Genomic DNA, 15,325 nt, shown 5'->3' with positions numbered 1-15,325 from the left:
GGATCACCAGAGGCAATCCGCACAAACCCATCATCAATCCACAATGAACAACCATCAGATGGATCCGTTCTGGACATAACTTGCACAGCTTTCTCCATAATCATTAATGCAACTTCACAATCTAAATTATTCAATGTTGCTTTATAAACTTCTGTTCCACCGCTGTTGACATTTCTTAAGACAAGAACTTGATCATCTGATAAAATCAGATTCGTTTTTTTTACAACTTCAACTGCGTCTGAAGATCACTGTTCATGGTGTGTCGATCATTATACTGTACTAATGGATACACCCACATTGTTTGTCTTTCCTCGTTTAGATCCCCATAAAAAACCACTATCACTGACGAGATAGCGATTGTTAATTTTTGAAGCATCTAAGGGCGTTCATTGTTCTTTGTTTAAATTATACTAAGCAAGCATTCTCTCCGCCATTAGTACAAATATCCAATTTCACGTAATCTATTTTATCCTTCAATCTCACTTTGACATTTTCGCAAATTGTCTTTGCATAAGCATATCAAAAATAATACTTGCTATATCCTTTGCAATTTCTTTATTTGCGAGCGCTTTATAAGCAATAATTTTGTGAATATTTGAACTTTCAATTATAGCCTTTTCTACTTCAACAGGAAATTGCCCCAACATTACCTGTTCTTTAGTATTATTTTTTACCTGAGCCATAGCTTTTTCATTTTCACTTACTTTACCTAGAATCACATTGGCATAATTTAAAAAATCTTTTTCTGAAAAATCTTCTCCAGCAAATAAATCATTCATTTTTTGGATGATCTCACATAAAAACTCAGTGTGTCTGTCTTTTGGAGTTTCACCTTCACCAACTTTTGCAGGGTATAGAGTAATGCTATTCCCCTTGGTAAGATCTATTTCTTTTTGCTTTTGTTTAGAAATACGATAATGAGTCATCATCATATTATTTGAATCGATACTATCTTCAACGTTATCTAATCTCAATAATGGATATAAATATTTTGTAAAAAAAGCCAGTTTTTCTAACTCTATATCGTTAAAATCAACAATCTGAGAGATAAATACATAATATCTACCAAAAGATAGAACGTTTTTTTTAAATATCAAGACGATCTTTACGCTCTTTAACTTTTGATAGTTGTATTTCATATCTTTGAGTATTTATCTGATCTGAATCTCTTGTAATATGCTTTAAGTTACCTTGTGTTTCTTCGATGCTATGAGCAGCCTCACCATATTTTTGTTTGAACCGATCAATAGCAGGTTTACAAATATTAATTGATTGAGCCTGATTTGTTTTTTTATTATAAAAAGCCTCCACAAAACGTTCTACTTCTTCCCAATAAAAAATGCCTGCATCAGTGATACTTTCCATAAGGGTATAAATGATATTTGGATCAGATACGTCCATCAACTCTGCGGTTTGGTAATAAACCTTAAATTCATCCAACACATCCCGTGGATTATTAATAAAATCCAAAACAAAAGTTGTATCTTTACCTTTTTCATTACAGGTTCTGTTTAACCGAGAGAGTGTTTGAATACATTCAACCCCTTTCAGTTTTTTATCAACATACATTGCAACCAATTTAGGTTGATCAAATCCTGTTTGAAATTTGTTTGCTACGATCATTACTTGATAAACTTGGCTATCGAATGCTTTGCGCATATTTCGGCCATTCAATTTAGGATTCATGTTACTTTCGGTAAAAGGATGGTCGGAGAAAATCTGGATCAGTCACTTCACCTGAAAAAGCAACCATGGCATTAATATCGTGATATCCTTGTTTTTTAGTATATTTTTCAAATGCAACTTTATAACGAACGGCATCCAACCGACCAGAGGTCACAACCATGGCTTTGGCTTCTCCACCCAACATCGATTTAACCTCGGCATTAAAATGCTCAATAATAATTTCTACTTTTTGCGAGATATTATGGGGATGTAACCTAACCCATTTTTTTTTAGCACTGGCCTTTTTACTATCTACTTCATAATCTTGATCTGGATTTTTTTGTGCTAATTGATAAGCTGTTTTGTAAGAAGTATAATTTTTCAATACATCCAAGATAAAGCCTTCTTCAATCGCTTGACGCATAGAATAAACATGAAATGGCTGGGGTTTATTTTCGGCACTTGCAGGTTGATCTGGCTCTGGCTTACGTCCGAACAATTCAACAGTTTTGGCTTTTGGAGTGGCCGTAAAAGCAAAATAACTGATATTACGAGATCCTTTTCTGGCCGCAATGGTCTCTTGTAAAATATCTTCGCTGTCCATCTCTTGCTCATCATTGATTTACTTACTCATCATTTTTTTTATTTTCCTCTAATACACATTCCAAGCGCCGCAATAGCGTCAAAGGTAAAATAATCCTACCATATTGCGATTGTTTAAAATCCCCACGCAATAAATCTGCTACAGACCATAAAACTGAGGCTATGTGTGAAAAATTAGAGGTGTTTGTTGTCATCTTACTTGCATTCGATTTTCAAAATAATATTTTATTTGTTGTTATACATTATTTTATCTTCAACAATATTAAAAAAATTTCTTTTTAATAAATTGGCGTACAAGGACAAATGATATTCTACCACACTAGTTTATTACATACGTTTTTCGACTTAAAATTAACGAAGAATATTAGCTTCCTGCTATTATTTTAGTAGTAATTCCACGAAATTTAAAACAGATTCCGTGCCAATATCATCAAATATTGTTATTTAATGATATTTTTTTTATCGCTTCACTCAATCAGGCTTGATTATATCAAGCGAGTAATTATCTCTTAACATTACGGTGGTTCAAATCCATTAAACATATTTTTTTTGCGGTGGGTAACATCCAGTGTCTGTGAAGAGGATATCAATTAACTGATTGGCTTTGTAAATTTCAACTTCTTCTCATTATACGAAATAAATCTAAGATAAATAGAACTACTAAAACATAAAACTGCACTGCTAATTTTTATAAATTATAAATCTGAGTTCATTAGCAGTGAAGGTAGTTGCTCATACATTTACCGTTAAATTTCATTAAATAATGGTAATTATTATTATAATGATATACAAATAATCCAAGATATGATTAAAATATATTTTCAACATATTACTTAATGATATCAATACTATTCCTTGACTAAATTGCAAGCGTTCATAAATGTTAATTAAGTATTATCCATTCATATATTAATAGGTATATAGACCATGTCACATCAAGATATCTACAAAATGCAAGATCCAACGACTGAGTTCTATCATGATAAATTTTCCAAACAATCACAACCAGCTCCAGCGATACAATCCAAAATGCAGCCAATACCTGACTGTGGTGAAACAAGTTATAAAGGAAGTAATAAATTAGCTGGACGTAATGCTTTAGTTACAGGAGGAGATTCAGGCATTGGAAGGGCCGCTGCTATTGCTTATGCAAGAGAAGGAGCAGATGTCGCCATTAACTATTTACCTGCCGAACAAAGTGATGCAGAGGAAGTAGCCAATATTATTAAGTCTGAAGGTCGGAATGCTGTCTTAATACCTGGAGATCTAAGTGACGAAGGGTTCAATAAACAAATGGTTGATGAGGCTTACCAAAAGCTTGGCGGATTGGATATTCTTGCCTTAGTCGCTGGTAAACAACAAGCCACAGATGGTATCTTGAACATATCAACAGAGCAAATGCGTAAAACTTATGAAATTAACGTGTTTTCTTTATTTTGGACAATAAAAGCAGCGCTATCCTATCTACCTAAAGGGGCCAGCATTATCACGACTTCTTCCATCCAAGGATACCAACCAAGTGCTATTTTGATAGATTATGCATCAACTAAAGGAGCTATTACAACCTTCAGTAAGGCCCTAGCCAAAGAATTAGCACCTAAAGGTATTCGAGTAAATATTGTAGCCCCTGGACCCATTTGGACACCTTTACAAGTTTGTGGAGGGCAGCTCCAAGAAGATCTTCCAGAGTTCGGCACAGACACACCACTTGGTAGAGCTGGTCAACCTGTAGAATTATCCAGTCTATACGTTTTCTTAGCCTCTCAAGAGTCCAGTTACGTAACAGCCGAAGTCTTTGGTGTTACAGGTGGCAATCATTGTCCCTAATCTTATAATTCGTAAAATGTTACTTCAGTAACCTAAATATCGAGCGTCATAAAAAAAGTCCCATTAATAGGGACTTTTTTTTATATTATTAAATGAACTTCAGAGGTAACTATTCCGTTTATCTTCTCCCTCCGTAATTTATAACTTAAACTGACTTCTATTATCCAATGGAAAATCAAGCAAACACAAGTCTACACAATTTTCACAAACAAACCTATATCTCTACAAACTCCACATATCATAACAATAAATTGAATTTATTGTTCTAAAAGATAAATAATATTCATGTATGATTAAGTTATCACCAATTCATATTAAGGAGGTAACATCATGAAATTAACAGAAAATCAATTGCTTGATGCTTATAAACATATGCGCGATATTCGTGAATTTGAAGAGCGCCTTCATGATGAAAACACCACAGGGGATATTTCTGGATTTATCCATTTATATAGTGGTGAAGAAGCTGTTGCTGTTGGTGTATGTGAAAATTTAACAGATAAAGATTATATTACCTCTACCCATCGTGGTCATGGTCATTGTATTGCCAAAGGATGCGATATACACGCCATGATGGCCGAGATTTTTGGTAAAGACGAAGGTCTATGCCGTGGTAAAGGTGGCTCTATGCATATCGCTGATTTAGATAAAGGGATGCTGGGCGCGAATGGAATTGTTGGGGGTGGACCTCCACTTGCAGTCGGTGCTGCACTGACCGCCAAAACGTTAAAAACAGGTGGCGTAGGATTATCCTTTACAGGGGATGGTGGATCAAACCATGGCCTGACGTTCGAAGCCATGAATATGGCTGTTGTTTTACAATTACCTGTAATTTTTATCTTTGAAAATAATGGATTTGGCGAGGGCACAGGATGTGACTATGCCGTTGGCAGCAAAGATATTGCTGGACGTGCCGCTGGATTTGGAATGCCTGCTGAAAAAGTGGATGGTACAGACTTTTTTGCGGTTTATGAAGCTGCACATAAAGCCATTGAACGTGCACGCGAAGGAAAAGGTCCCAGCGTTATCGAAGCGACAACTAATCGCTTTTATAGTCACTTTGAGGGAGACCCTGGTCTGGTCAGATCTAAAGAAGAAATTGAATATATCCGAGAACATAAAGATCCTTTGAAAATCTTCCGACAAAAAGTCAAAGGACAAGTCAGTGACGAAAAACTCGATCAAATTGATAAAGACTCAAAAGCGTTAGTCGATGATGCTGTAAAAAAAGCCCGTGCAGCAAAGAACCCTGAGGTTTCTCAATTATATACTGATGTTTATGTTTCTTATTAAGGAGAAGATGTCATGTCAAAAAAAAGCTATAGAAATGCGATTAAAGAAGCCATTGAATTTGAAATGCGTCGTGATCCAACCGTCGTGGTTATTGGTGAAGACGTCCGTGGTGGGCATGGAGCCAAAAATACAGAAGAAAATAAACTTGAAGGTTTTGGCGGCGTATTAGGCGTTACCAAAGGGTTATGGACTGAATTTGGCTCGGAACGTGTTATTGACACCCCGATTACTGAATCTGCCATTATTGGGATGACCGCTGGTGCCGCAGCAACAGGATTACGGCCAATTGCAGATTTGATGTTTATGGATTTTTATGGGGTTTGTTATGATATGTTATATAATCAAGCCGCTAAATTTCGATATATGTTTGGCGGAAAAGCCAAAGCTCCAATGGTTGTACGAGGTATGATTGGTGCAGGATTTTCGGCGGCAGCACAACATTCACAATCTCCTTATCATATTTTTGCCTCTACCCCTGGGTTAAAGGTCGTGGTTCCTTCCAGTCCTTATGATGCCAAAGGTTTACTGACTCAATCGATCAGAGATGATGATCCTGTCGTATTTTGTGAACATAAATTACTTTATGATATTACAGGTGAAGTTCCCGATGATGATTATACTATTCCTTTTGGTGTCGCAAATTATACGCGACAAGGTACCGATGTTACCATCATCGCCCTGAGTTTAATGGTTCATCGTGCCAATGAAGTCGCTGATAACCTTGCTAATGAAGGAATTTCTGTCGAAGTTGTTGATCCGCGCACTATTTCCCCATTAGATGAAGAAGGTATTTTAGAATCTGTGGCTTCTACAGGTCGAGTTGTCATTGTTGATGAATCTGCTGCACGCTGTGGATTTGCACATGACGTCGCCGCCCTGATTGCACAAAAAGGATTTTATTCATTAAAAGCGCCGATTGAACTAGTAACACCACCTCATACACCAGTTCCATTTTCAAATGTTCTAGAGCAAGCATGGTTGCCCAGCGCTGAACGTATAGAAGTTGCTGTTCGTAAAGTTTTGGAGGTATAATATGAGTAATATTCAAACCTTAGAAGTCCCCAAATGGGGGCTGTCGATGCAAGAGGGAAAAATTACCCAATGGACCATCAAAGAGGGTGATTCCTTTAAAAAAGGGCAAGAAATTTGCGTTATAGAAACCACTAAAATTGCAAATTCTTTGGAAGCGCCATTTGATGGTACATTAAGACGTATCATAGGAAAAAATGGATCGGTTTTAGAGGTTGGTGCGATTATTGGCGTTTGTGCGGACACATCTGTTTCAGATCAAGAAATTGAGCAATTTATTCAATCTTTACCTTCTAACAAAGAGAATGAACCTCAAGAACAAAAAGTTGTATCTAAAGCAACCGAACCTCAACAAGCAAAATCACCATCGACACCGACTGTAACCACATCCAAGTTGGACACGCCAACGTCAACTAAACCGATAGTAAATGATAATTTTTTAATCCCTTCCGATTTACAAGGGTATCAAGAAAATAGCAATCTCTTTGCTACACCTCATGCAATAAACATGGCGCAAAAGCACAATGTTAATCTTGATAAAATCCATGGATCAGGCCCTCAGCAACGGGTCAGCATCAACGATATTCAAAAAGCAGTCATTGCCGCAGGCGGTCAATGGCCTGATGTTAAAAATCAACCTGCTAAAACGCCTGCTAAGTCCACCGCTGATGATAGTCATATTCTAGCAACGCCACTAGCAAGGCGTATGGCAGAAGAATGGAATATTAATCTTAATGATTGCAGGGCTTCAGGCAGCCGTGGTCGTGTCTGCAAAGAAGATGTTGAGGCTGTTTATTATCGTAATCGTCCTGTTTCCTCTCCTTCATTACCAGCTGCCACACAGCCTGAACCCACAAAACTTGACTTTACCGCTATACCAATGGACGGTATGCGTAAAACAATTGCTGAACGACTTCAGGCTGCAAAATCGGAAATTCCTCATTTCTATCTGACAATAGATGTTGATGTCAGTGCATTACAGGAACTTCGTACGGATATAAATAGTAAGCTACCCAGTGTCAAAATTTCAATTAATGACATGTTCCTAAAAGCGATTGCCAGCGCATTAATCGCAGTACCTGAGGTTAATGTGCAATATGACGTTGAGAATCAACAAATATTACAATTCGATCAAGCCGATATTTCTGTTGCTGTTGCTATTCCCAACGGATTAATTACCCCTATTGTTAAAGCTGCGAACAAAAGAGCATTATCTGACATATCGACGACAATGCGCGATTTGGCAACGCGTGCAAAAACGGGCAAATTATCCCCTGACGAATTTCAAGGGGGTAGTTTCTGTATTTCTAATTTAGGTATGTTTGGCATTAAACAGTTTGAAGCCATTATCAACCCGCCTCAAGGAGCCATCTTAGCCCTAGGAGCTGTGGAAAAACGGGCTGTTGTCAGGGATGATGTCATTACCATTCGCCCTATGGTAACTTTAAGCATGTCCTGCGATCATCGAGTCATTGATGGGGCAACAGGTGCGAAATTCTTGGCCAGTTTAAAAGAATTCGTTGAAAATCCCATGGCTTTCTTGGCATAGGAGCAGAACATGCAAGAAACACGATTTGATCTGATTGTCATTGGAGCAGGTCCAGGTGGATATGTTGGAGCCATTCGTGCTGCTCAATTGGGATTGAAAACCGCAATTATCGAAGCTAAGGACTTGGGAGGGATTTGTTTAAATTGGGGCTGTATCCCAACCAAAGCCATGATTGGTGGCGCAGAATTGGCACAAAAAATCCAACATGCTTCTATATTTGGGTTTGAAATAGATAATGTTCAATTTGATATCAAAAAGTTGGTGCAACATAGCCGTAATGTCTCAAAACAATTAGTGGCAGGCATTGGACATCTATTACAAAAAAATAACATCACTTTGTTTAAAGGCACCGCTAAATTGATTGCCAAAGAAAAACTAGAAGTGATGGATGATAAAGAACAAATACAAATTCTTTCCGCCCCACATATTATCGTCGCCACAGGTGCAAAAGCGACGACTTTGCCCCAGTTACCCATTGATGGGCGATATATTTGGAGTTACAAAGAAGCATTAATCCCTGAACATTTACCAGAATCTTTATTGGTTGTTGGTTCTGGCGCAATTGGCAGCGAGTTTGCGAGCCTTTATCATGATTTAGGTTCTCAAGTCACCTTGATTGATATTGCCCCTCAAATCATGCCAACAGAAGATCATGAAGTTGCAGCATATGTTCAAAAACAATTTGAACAAAAAGGCATTACCATTTTAACGCAATCTGCCTTACAGAAAACTTCTATCATTGATGGAAAAGTCCAATGCGATATTCAAACACCGCAAGGAAGACAAACCATTCTGGTGAACCACGTTCTTTCTGCCATTGGGGTAACGCCCAACTCAAAAGGACTTGGACTAGAAGAATTAGGAGTGGAATTCGATAAGAAATTCATTAAAACGGATGAGTGGTGTAAAACAAATGTTGTCGGTATTTACGCCATCGGTGATGTCGCAGGTGGGCCTTGTTTAGCACATAAAGCCAGCCATGAAGCCATTCTATGTGTAGAAAAAATAGCTGGAGTGCATGGGGCACATCCTTTGGATCGCACGCGCATTCCAGGATGTATTTTCACCAACCCTCAAGTCGCCAGCATTGGATTAACCCAACAGCAAGCCACAGAGAAAGGTTACCCTGTCCGCATCGGAAACTTTCCTTTTCAAGCCAATGGGAAAGCACTGGCCATGAATGACCCTGTTGGTTTTGTAAAAACAATTATCCATCAAGATACAGGTGAGATTTTAGGGGTGCATATGGTTGGGCATGACGTGACTGAGCTTATTCAAGGATTTTCCATTGCGAAAACATTAGAGGCAACCGATGAAAGTTTGGCCGAAGTCATCTTTCCTCACCCGACTTTATCAGAAACAATGCATGAAGCTATTTTATCAGCCATGCAAAGAGCTACTCATATCTAGCATTCAGATCATCATTAAAAAATGGGAGCTCATTCTCCCATTTTTCAAAATTACATCACTTAGAAATTGTATATTCTAATAGAACCTTGCCATACCGATCAATTTTACTGTCCCCAATTCCTTTGATCATTTTTAACTCTTCCAAAGTTCCAGGGCAAGTAATTGCAATTTCACGTAAAACTGCATCATGAAAGATAATATAAGGTGGAACTTCTTGTTCCCTCGCCTCGGATAAGCGCCATATTTTTAGTTGGTCAAATATCTTTTGTTGTGCTTCGGTAAGATCAATTTGTTGAGAATAAGAAACTGATTTTTCAACTCTTGATTGAACGATATCTTCTCGCAAATATAATTGTTCATTTCCTTTTAACAAAGGAAGTGCTTTATCTTGGTTGAGAAACAAATTTGAATGCTCAGCACCTTGCCTTAACGCATCTTTGGCCATTAATTGTCGAATAACCGCCCGCCAAAATTGATTGGGTTTATCTTTACCGATACCAAATAAAGACAACTGGTCATGTTGATAATTTTCTATATTATCACTTTTCTTGCCCCTTAAGACATTAATAATATGTAATGCGCCAAATCGTTGACCCGTTCGATATACTGCCGATAATACTTTTTGAGCAGCCACCGTCCCGTTCATTAATGAAACAGGTTGTTTGCAATTATCACAATGCCCACAAGGCTCGCTTAACTCTTCCCCAAAACAACGCAATAAAATCTGTGTGCGACAATCTGCGGTTTCAGCAAAAGCAATCATAGTATTTAATCGAGACCGGGCAATTTTCTTTTGTTCTTCATCGCTATTTGATTGTTCCAACCAATATCTTGCTTTAACAATATCTTCACCACCATATAGCAATACCGTTTCAGCGGGATCACCATCCCTTCCCGCTCTGCCAATTTGTTGGTAATAATGCTCTGGTCCTTTTGGCATGTCTAAATGCACAACTAACCTTACATCAGGCCGATCAATCCCCATACCAAATGCAACCGTTGCCACAACAACTAAAGGCTCACCCGAACGAAAACGCATTAGAACGGCTCTTTTCTCAATTGCCGACAATCCAGCATGATAGGCAAGCCCCGTAAATCCACGGTCGGTTAACATATTGGCGACACGTTCTGCTTTATTTCTGCTGCCACAGTAAATAATAGAGGCGGCATCTTTATGCTTTTGTAAAATCGTTAGTAGCTGTTTGGTTTCACCATCTTTGGGTAATGCTCTGATAAATAAATTCGTTCGATGGAAGCTTGCTTGTAATATGGTCGCCTCAGGCATGCCCAGAGAAGCAATAATATCTTCTTTCGTCATGGGATCCGCAGTAGCGGTTAGCGCAATCCTTGGCACTCCTGGAAACATAGACGACAAATTCGTCATCAATCGATATTCTGGGCGAAATTCGTGCCCCCAAACGGATACGCAATGGGCTTCATCAATGGCGATTAAAGATAATGGAATTCTATCAAGAAATCGTAACATTTCATCAGAAAGTAATCGTTCGGGCGAAATATATAATAAATCGAGTGACCCGTTGAGCATATCTTGGCGAATTGAAGCCGCTTCTTGTGGCTCTAACTCTGAATGTAATGCGCCTGCATTAATCCCCAACTGCCTTAAAGCAGCCACTTGATCGTCCATCAAAGCAATCAAAGGGGATATAACCAATCCCATGCCTGATCTACATAAGGACGGAATTTGATAACAAATGCTTTTGCCGCCACCCGTTGGCATTAACAATAATACATCTTGACCGTGCATCACACAGTCGATCGCTTGCTGTTGCAATCCCCGGAAGTTATCATATCCAAAAACGTGCTTTAAAACGGTTTCTGGAGTCATATCCATCTTTGTTGGATCATAATCAGTCAATAAAGATGGATATTTCATTAATCAAAACTATTATTTAACTTCGATTTCTACACGACGTGCAGCAACTTGACTGCGTCTATTTTCAGGTTGTTGAGGTGCATCATGTACGCGAGATTTGTCAACACCTTCGGCAACGATTTCTTGTGCAACCGCCTGAGTGCGCTGAGCTGCCATCATTTCGTCCAAAGACAAATCACCATAAACTGCTGCATATCCCTCAACATAAACTTGCTTATCTGGGAAGCTTTTTGCATATCTGACAGCTTGGTCTATGGTCGTCATCGCAGCATCATCCAATTCGCTGGATGCAAAGGGAAAGAAAACAACATAAGTTCTGTCATTATTCGGCGTTAGGGTTGGTGTTTGTGAACAAGCTGCCAACATCAAAGAGCCAAATACAATTGGTAAAAAACGACGCATTGAATTTTCCTTAACTTCAAAGCACAATATTAAAAAACTTAGTTTGTAACATACTCATATTTTAACATAAAAAATATAAAAATATTTTTAATTTTCACAAATCAAACAACTGTCAGATAAACGCCATACTTTATCTAACTTTTCTGTGCCTGTAAGACGATGAGCAATTAAAATAATTGTACGATCAGATGAAATTTGATTAAGTATTTTAAAAAACTCCATTTCAGTGTCTGCATCCAATCCCGTTGTTGGCTCATCAAGCAACAGAATCGGTGCTTTGGATAGTAAAGTTCTTGCCAGCGCAATACGACGACCTTGTCCACCAGACACTTTAATTCCACCCTCACCCAGCCAAGTATCTAATCCATCTGGCATCGCTTTGACAACATCAGCAACAGCAGCTTCTGATAATGCTTGCCATAACTCGTCATCTGTGGCCTGAGGATAACTCAACAACAAATTTTGCCGAATCGTATCATCAAATAAATGAGTATTTTGAGATAACCAAGCAATTTTTTTACGAACAGATTCTTCGGTTAACACAGCTAAATCTTTGCTACCAAGGGTAATTTTACCTTCTTGTGGAGCGATTACTTTTAAAAGTAATGCAGCCAAAGTTGATTTTCCAGCACCCGATGGACCAATAATTGCTACTCTTTCACCCTGAGAAATTTTTAAATTTAGGTGGCGATAAACAAAAGGACGATCTTTATTCCATTGAAATCCGATATCGTTCAGTTCAATATCTGTTTGTTTTGGCGCTTCTTCGCTACCTTTAGGCACATCGTAACCATGTCCCTTATTCACCCCAACAACTCGCGTTGCTGCGTTAATAATTTGACCAGCCAATCCACCTGCTTTAGTTAAAGGAACGACGACTTCAAAAGCAGTGATTGTTAAAAATAGACATACAACAATATGTGCAGCCCCTATCCCATGAAATCCTATATCTAAGGCAGCTGCTAAAATAAGCAAAACTGCAACTTGGCTGGATATAAAGGATAAAAAACTCATCAAAGCAATCACTTTTGCTTGCTTAAATTGTTTTTCAAATAGTTTTTTCTCACGAGCATCAAGTAAGGCAGTGATCCGATCTTCCGCCCCAAAGGCTCTGATTTCTCGTAACCCTTGAATAAAATCAAGAACACCTATTCTGAGTTGAGCCACGGAATTTAAAATAGTCTGCCCATATTTTTTTGTCATTAAAGCTGAAACAAGCGGACATACAAATCCAGCCAAAATATATAAAAACGCTATGCAAAACGCCAATGGCAAATGAACTGAACCAATAACGAAAGCAAGCACTAGAAACGTGAGGATAGAACCTGCAAAAGGCAGCATTAATCGCAAATATAATCCGTCAAGTGTTTCAATATCCGACACTAACCGCGATAAAACATCACCACTGTGACGAAATCCTAATCCCGCTGCAGCCCCTTTGGATAGTTTTGCAAAAAACCAAACTCTAAGATCAGCAATCGCTTTAAACATGACATTATGTGTGTATAAACGCTCGACATAACGCATTAGAAGGCGACCACCACCTAATAACTTTAAGAATACTGAACTAATCACCAGCATTCCCATAGCTGCAAAAGCAATCTTACCGCCCGCTGAACTCATCAATGTTAACCCCAAAGCCAGTGCGATTAAAGAGAAAATAATCCCAATGGTTAAAGAAGCGATGTGGGGCTTCCAAACAATAAAAATCTGCTGAAATGCTGCTTTAGGCGTTTCTTGTTGTCTCAAAGGATCTTGAATATCTGACATCTTACTCTACCTCTGTTTCAGCGATAATACGCCCATGATCCAATTGTATATGCTTGCCTTGTAGTCGTTGTCCCAATGCAGAATGGGTTGCAAGAATAACAGTTCTATTTTGTGAGAGCTGGATCAAACTCGTAAATATATCCTGTTCTGTAACGGGATCAAGATGCGCAGTAGGTTCATCAAGGAATAATAAAGGTGCATCTTTTAAATATGCTCTGGCGATAGCAACTCGCTGTGCTTGCCCTCCTGAAAGACCGTATCCTCCTTCACCAATCATCGTGTCCAATCCATTCGGCAAAGCAGACAGATATTGATCAATCGCTGCGCCTTGCACTGCTTTTTTGAGTTCCGTTTCTGTTGCATTAGGTTTAGCAAATAAGATATTTTCTCTGATTGTTCCTGAAAATATTACTGGTTTTTGACCGATCCAAGCAGTTAACGCAGATACAGATTTATGCTTAATTGTTGTAAGATCGACACCATTAAACAAAATTTGACCTGATGTCGGTTTAATAAACCCAAGCAACATACTGATAATCGTCGATTTACCAGCACCCGAAGCACCAATTAATATTGCTGTACTACTAGGAGCCACTTCAAAACTGATATTTTCAATAGCATTACCTCTTTTCTCATCCCAAACATAATAAACTTTATTAAAAGTGATATGAATAGAGTTGTTCTCGTTGAAAATATGATTGGATTCTGATTTTTCTGGAACTTCTGGCAATTCAACCACCGAGGCTGCTGCACCTGCTAATTTTGCTCTATCTTGATAAGCCAGGGCAAGGCTACGTAAAGGCGCAAAAAAGTCTGGTATGATTAACAAAGCAAATAACGCATGCACGACGGGAATAGTATGCTCACCCCCAACAGAGGTAAAATGCTGCACGTCCATCAACGCAACTAAAAGAATAGCAATAATCATTGCACAATCGATCGATGCTGAAGATAAAAATGCTACACGGAGTACTTTCATCGTTCTTATTCGTAATTCATTTGCTGATTCAGCAATTTTTTTTGCCTCGTCCTCTGCCCTGCCTGCTAGGACAATCGTAGCGATCCCTTGGATACGATCTAAAAATCGTGCTTGCAAACGGGTCATTGCCAGAAATTGTTGGCGAGCCGCAACCGCAGCGCCAATTCCAAAAATTGCCTGAGCAATTGGAACCATCAACCCACAAATACCAATGACTAATGCTGCCCACGGTTGCACAAAGAAAATACAAACTAAAATAATACAAGGTGATACAAACCATAGAATAGACGCAGGCAACCATCGAGAAAAATACCCGTCCAATGCTTCTACTTGGTCGACCACTAAGCTCGCTAATCCGCCACCTGACTGGCGATATAAAATAGAAGGTCCAATTTGCATGATATGTTGGACAAACTCTGAACGTAATCGATGTCGTGCTTTTAATCCAATTTTTGTTGCAATCAAATCTTCACTATAAACGATAAGTCCTTTTAATAGAAATAAAATCACAAAGCTGATTAACAGCATGAATGGACTAAACCCAATCGATTGAGATAATGAGGGAACTAATAGCATCCCTAGAATTTGTGCAATACAACATGCCAATCCCACTGCAATAAAACTGGAAAATATCCCCAAAATAACCATAGGAAAAACAGATCTTTTTCCAGTTTTTGTCTGTAGTTTCGTCCAAATTTTAATTTGTGCTTTATTATTTTGCATCGAGATTCGCTTTGTCCAATAAAGAAGATCGAATATTTGTCATTGAAAATACATATTTATCTATTAATCGAATAACTTTATATGTAAAATTAATTTTTTACCTGTTACCCAAATAAAACAACTATATTTAATCTTATTTTTAAGTTCTTTTAAACCATAACATTCTTATGTAAAACAATAT

At 38.3% G+C, this 15,325-nt stretch carries 13 protein-coding genes; 5 read left to right on the top strand and 8 right to left on the bottom strand.

What is annotated here, in order from left to right; translation table 11 throughout:
• Positions 1-479 precede the first annotated feature (479 nt).
• Genes PQG52_RS07935 through PQG52_RS07920 form a run of 4 tightly spaced genes read right to left on the bottom strand, consistent with a single transcriptional unit; the run spans position 480 to position 2,462 of the window.
• Complete coding sequence (locus PQG52_RS07935) at positions 480-1,097, bottom strand: hypothetical protein (RefSeq protein WP_271828889.1); 618 nt, start codon at positions 1,095-1,097, stop codon at positions 480-482.
• Positions 1,087-1,686: a type I restriction enzyme subunit R domain-containing protein gene (locus tag PQG52_RS07930; protein ID WP_271828888.1), complete on the bottom strand. Its 600-nt coding sequence runs from the start codon at positions 1,684-1,686 to the stop codon at positions 1,087-1,089. The genes PQG52_RS07935 and PQG52_RS07930 overlap by 11 nt, the downstream gene beginning before the upstream one ends.
• A gap of 1 nt (position 1,687) precedes the next feature.
• Positions 1,688-2,269, bottom strand: coding sequence for a hypothetical protein (locus tag PQG52_RS07925; protein WP_271828887.1), 582 nt, complete (start codon positions 2,267-2,269; stop codon positions 1,688-1,690).
• 22 nt (positions 2,270-2,291) lie between these two features.
• Positions 2,292-2,462 (bottom strand): type I restriction-modification system subunit M N-terminal domain-containing protein, encoded by a 171-nt coding sequence (locus PQG52_RS07920; RefSeq protein ID WP_271828885.1) that lies wholly within the window; start codon positions 2,460-2,462, stop codon positions 2,292-2,294.
• A gap of 733 nt (positions 2,463-3,195) precedes the next feature.
• Between PQG52_RS07920 and PQG52_RS07915 the strand changes: the two genes are divergently transcribed.
• From PQG52_RS07915 to lpdA, 5 genes are all read left to right on the top strand, one after another.
• Positions 3,196-4,095: an SDR family oxidoreductase gene (locus PQG52_RS07915; protein WP_271828884.1), complete on the top strand. Its 900-nt coding sequence runs from the start codon at positions 3,196-3,198 to the stop codon at positions 4,093-4,095.
• A 330-nt stretch (positions 4,096-4,425) separates the two neighbouring features.
• Positions 4,426-5,388: a thiamine pyrophosphate-dependent dehydrogenase E1 component subunit alpha gene (locus tag PQG52_RS07910; RefSeq protein WP_271828883.1), complete on the top strand. Its 963-nt coding sequence runs from the start codon at positions 4,426-4,428 to the stop codon at positions 5,386-5,388.
• Positions 5,389-5,400: 12 nt separating this feature from the next.
• Positions 5,401-6,420, top strand: a complete 1,020-nt coding sequence (locus PQG52_RS07905; protein ID WP_271828882.1) for an alpha-ketoacid dehydrogenase subunit beta — start codon at positions 5,401-5,403, stop codon at positions 6,418-6,420.
• A 1-nt stretch (position 6,421) separates the two neighbouring features.
• A complete protein-coding gene (locus PQG52_RS07900; RefSeq protein WP_271828881.1) occupies positions 6,422-7,966 on the top strand; it encodes a 2-oxo acid dehydrogenase subunit E2 in 1,545 nt (514 codons plus the stop codon).
• A 9-nt stretch (positions 7,967-7,975) separates the two neighbouring features.
• On the top strand, positions 7,976-9,376 hold the full coding sequence (gene lpdA, locus PQG52_RS07895) for a dihydrolipoyl dehydrogenase (RefSeq protein ID WP_271828880.1): 1,401 nt from the start codon (positions 7,976-7,978) through the stop codon (positions 9,374-9,376).
• A gap of 55 nt (positions 9,377-9,431) precedes the next feature.
• On the opposite strand, the gene recQ is transcribed toward lpdA, so the two are convergent.
• The 4 genes from recQ to cydD form a co-directional block, all read right to left on the bottom strand.
• Positions 9,432-11,270 carry a DNA helicase RecQ gene (gene recQ / locus PQG52_RS07890; protein ID WP_271828879.1) on the bottom strand — a complete coding sequence of 613 codons (1,839 nt, stop codon included), beginning with the start codon at positions 11,268-11,270 and terminating at the stop codon, positions 9,432-9,434.
• 12 nt (positions 11,271-11,282) lie between these two features.
• Complete coding sequence (locus PQG52_RS07885; RefSeq protein ID WP_271788614.1) at positions 11,283-11,672, bottom strand: OmpA family protein; 390 nt, start codon at positions 11,670-11,672, stop codon at positions 11,283-11,285.
• Positions 11,673-11,759: 87 nt separating this feature from the next.
• Positions 11,760-13,442, bottom strand: coding sequence for a thiol reductant ABC exporter subunit CydC (gene cydC, locus PQG52_RS07880; RefSeq protein WP_271828878.1), 1,683 nt, complete (start codon positions 13,440-13,442; stop codon positions 11,760-11,762).
• Between the two features lies 1 nt (position 13,443).
• Positions 13,444-15,144, bottom strand: a complete 1,701-nt coding sequence (cydD, locus tag PQG52_RS07875; protein ID WP_271828876.1) for a thiol reductant ABC exporter subunit CydD — start codon at positions 15,142-15,144, stop codon at positions 13,444-13,446.
• Positions 15,145-15,325: the final 181 nt, after the last annotated feature.

The sequence above is a fragment of the Commensalibacter communis genome (assembly GCF_947179105.1).
In the GTDB taxonomy this organism is placed as follows: Bacteria; Pseudomonadota; Alphaproteobacteria; order Acetobacterales; family Acetobacteraceae; genus Commensalibacter; species Commensalibacter communis.
The sequence above is the reverse complement of the archived record's forward strand: the minus strand, read 5'-3'. Positions and strand labels throughout refer to the sequence as shown.

Bases quoted from the DNA above. Each gene is read 5' to 3' on its own strand.
- PQG52_RS07910 (WP_271828883.1), top strand. From the start codon at position 4,426: ATGAAATTAACAGAAAATCAATTGCTTGATGCTTATAAACATATGCGC.
- PQG52_RS07920 (WP_271828885.1), bottom strand. From the start codon at position 2,462: ATGACAACAAACACCTCTAATTTTTCACACATAGCCTCAGTTTTATGG.
- PQG52_RS07885 (WP_271788614.1), bottom strand. From the start codon at position 11,672: ATGCGTCGTTTTTTACCAATTGTATTTGGCTCTTTGATGTTGGCAGCT.
- PQG52_RS07900 (WP_271828881.1), top strand. From the start codon at position 6,422: ATGAGTAATATTCAAACCTTAGAAGTCCCCAAATGGGGGCTGTCGATG.
- PQG52_RS07930 (WP_271828888.1), bottom strand. From the start codon at position 1,686: ATGAATCCTAAATTGAATGGCCGAAATATGCGCAAAGCATTCGATAGC.
- cydC (WP_271828878.1), bottom strand. From the start codon at position 13,442: ATGTCAGATATTCAAGATCCTTTGAGACAACAAGAAACGCCTAAAGCA.
- cydD (WP_271828876.1), bottom strand. From the start codon at position 15,144: ATGCAAAATAATAAAGCACAAATTAAAATTTGGACGAAACTACAGACA.
- lpdA (WP_271828880.1), top strand. From the start codon at position 7,976: ATGCAAGAAACACGATTTGATCTGATTGTCATTGGAGCAGGTCCAGGT.
- PQG52_RS07915 (WP_271828884.1), top strand. From the start codon at position 3,196: ATGTCACATCAAGATATCTACAAAATGCAAGATCCAACGACTGAGTTC.
- PQG52_RS07905 (WP_271828882.1), top strand. From the start codon at position 5,401: ATGTCAAAAAAAAGCTATAGAAATGCGATTAAAGAAGCCATTGAATTT.
- PQG52_RS07925 (WP_271828887.1), bottom strand. From the start codon at position 2,269: ATGGACAGCGAAGATATTTTACAAGAGACCATTGCGGCCAGAAAAGGA.
- recQ (WP_271828879.1), bottom strand. From the start codon at position 11,270: ATGAAATATCCATCTTTATTGACTGATTATGATCCAACAAAGATGGAT.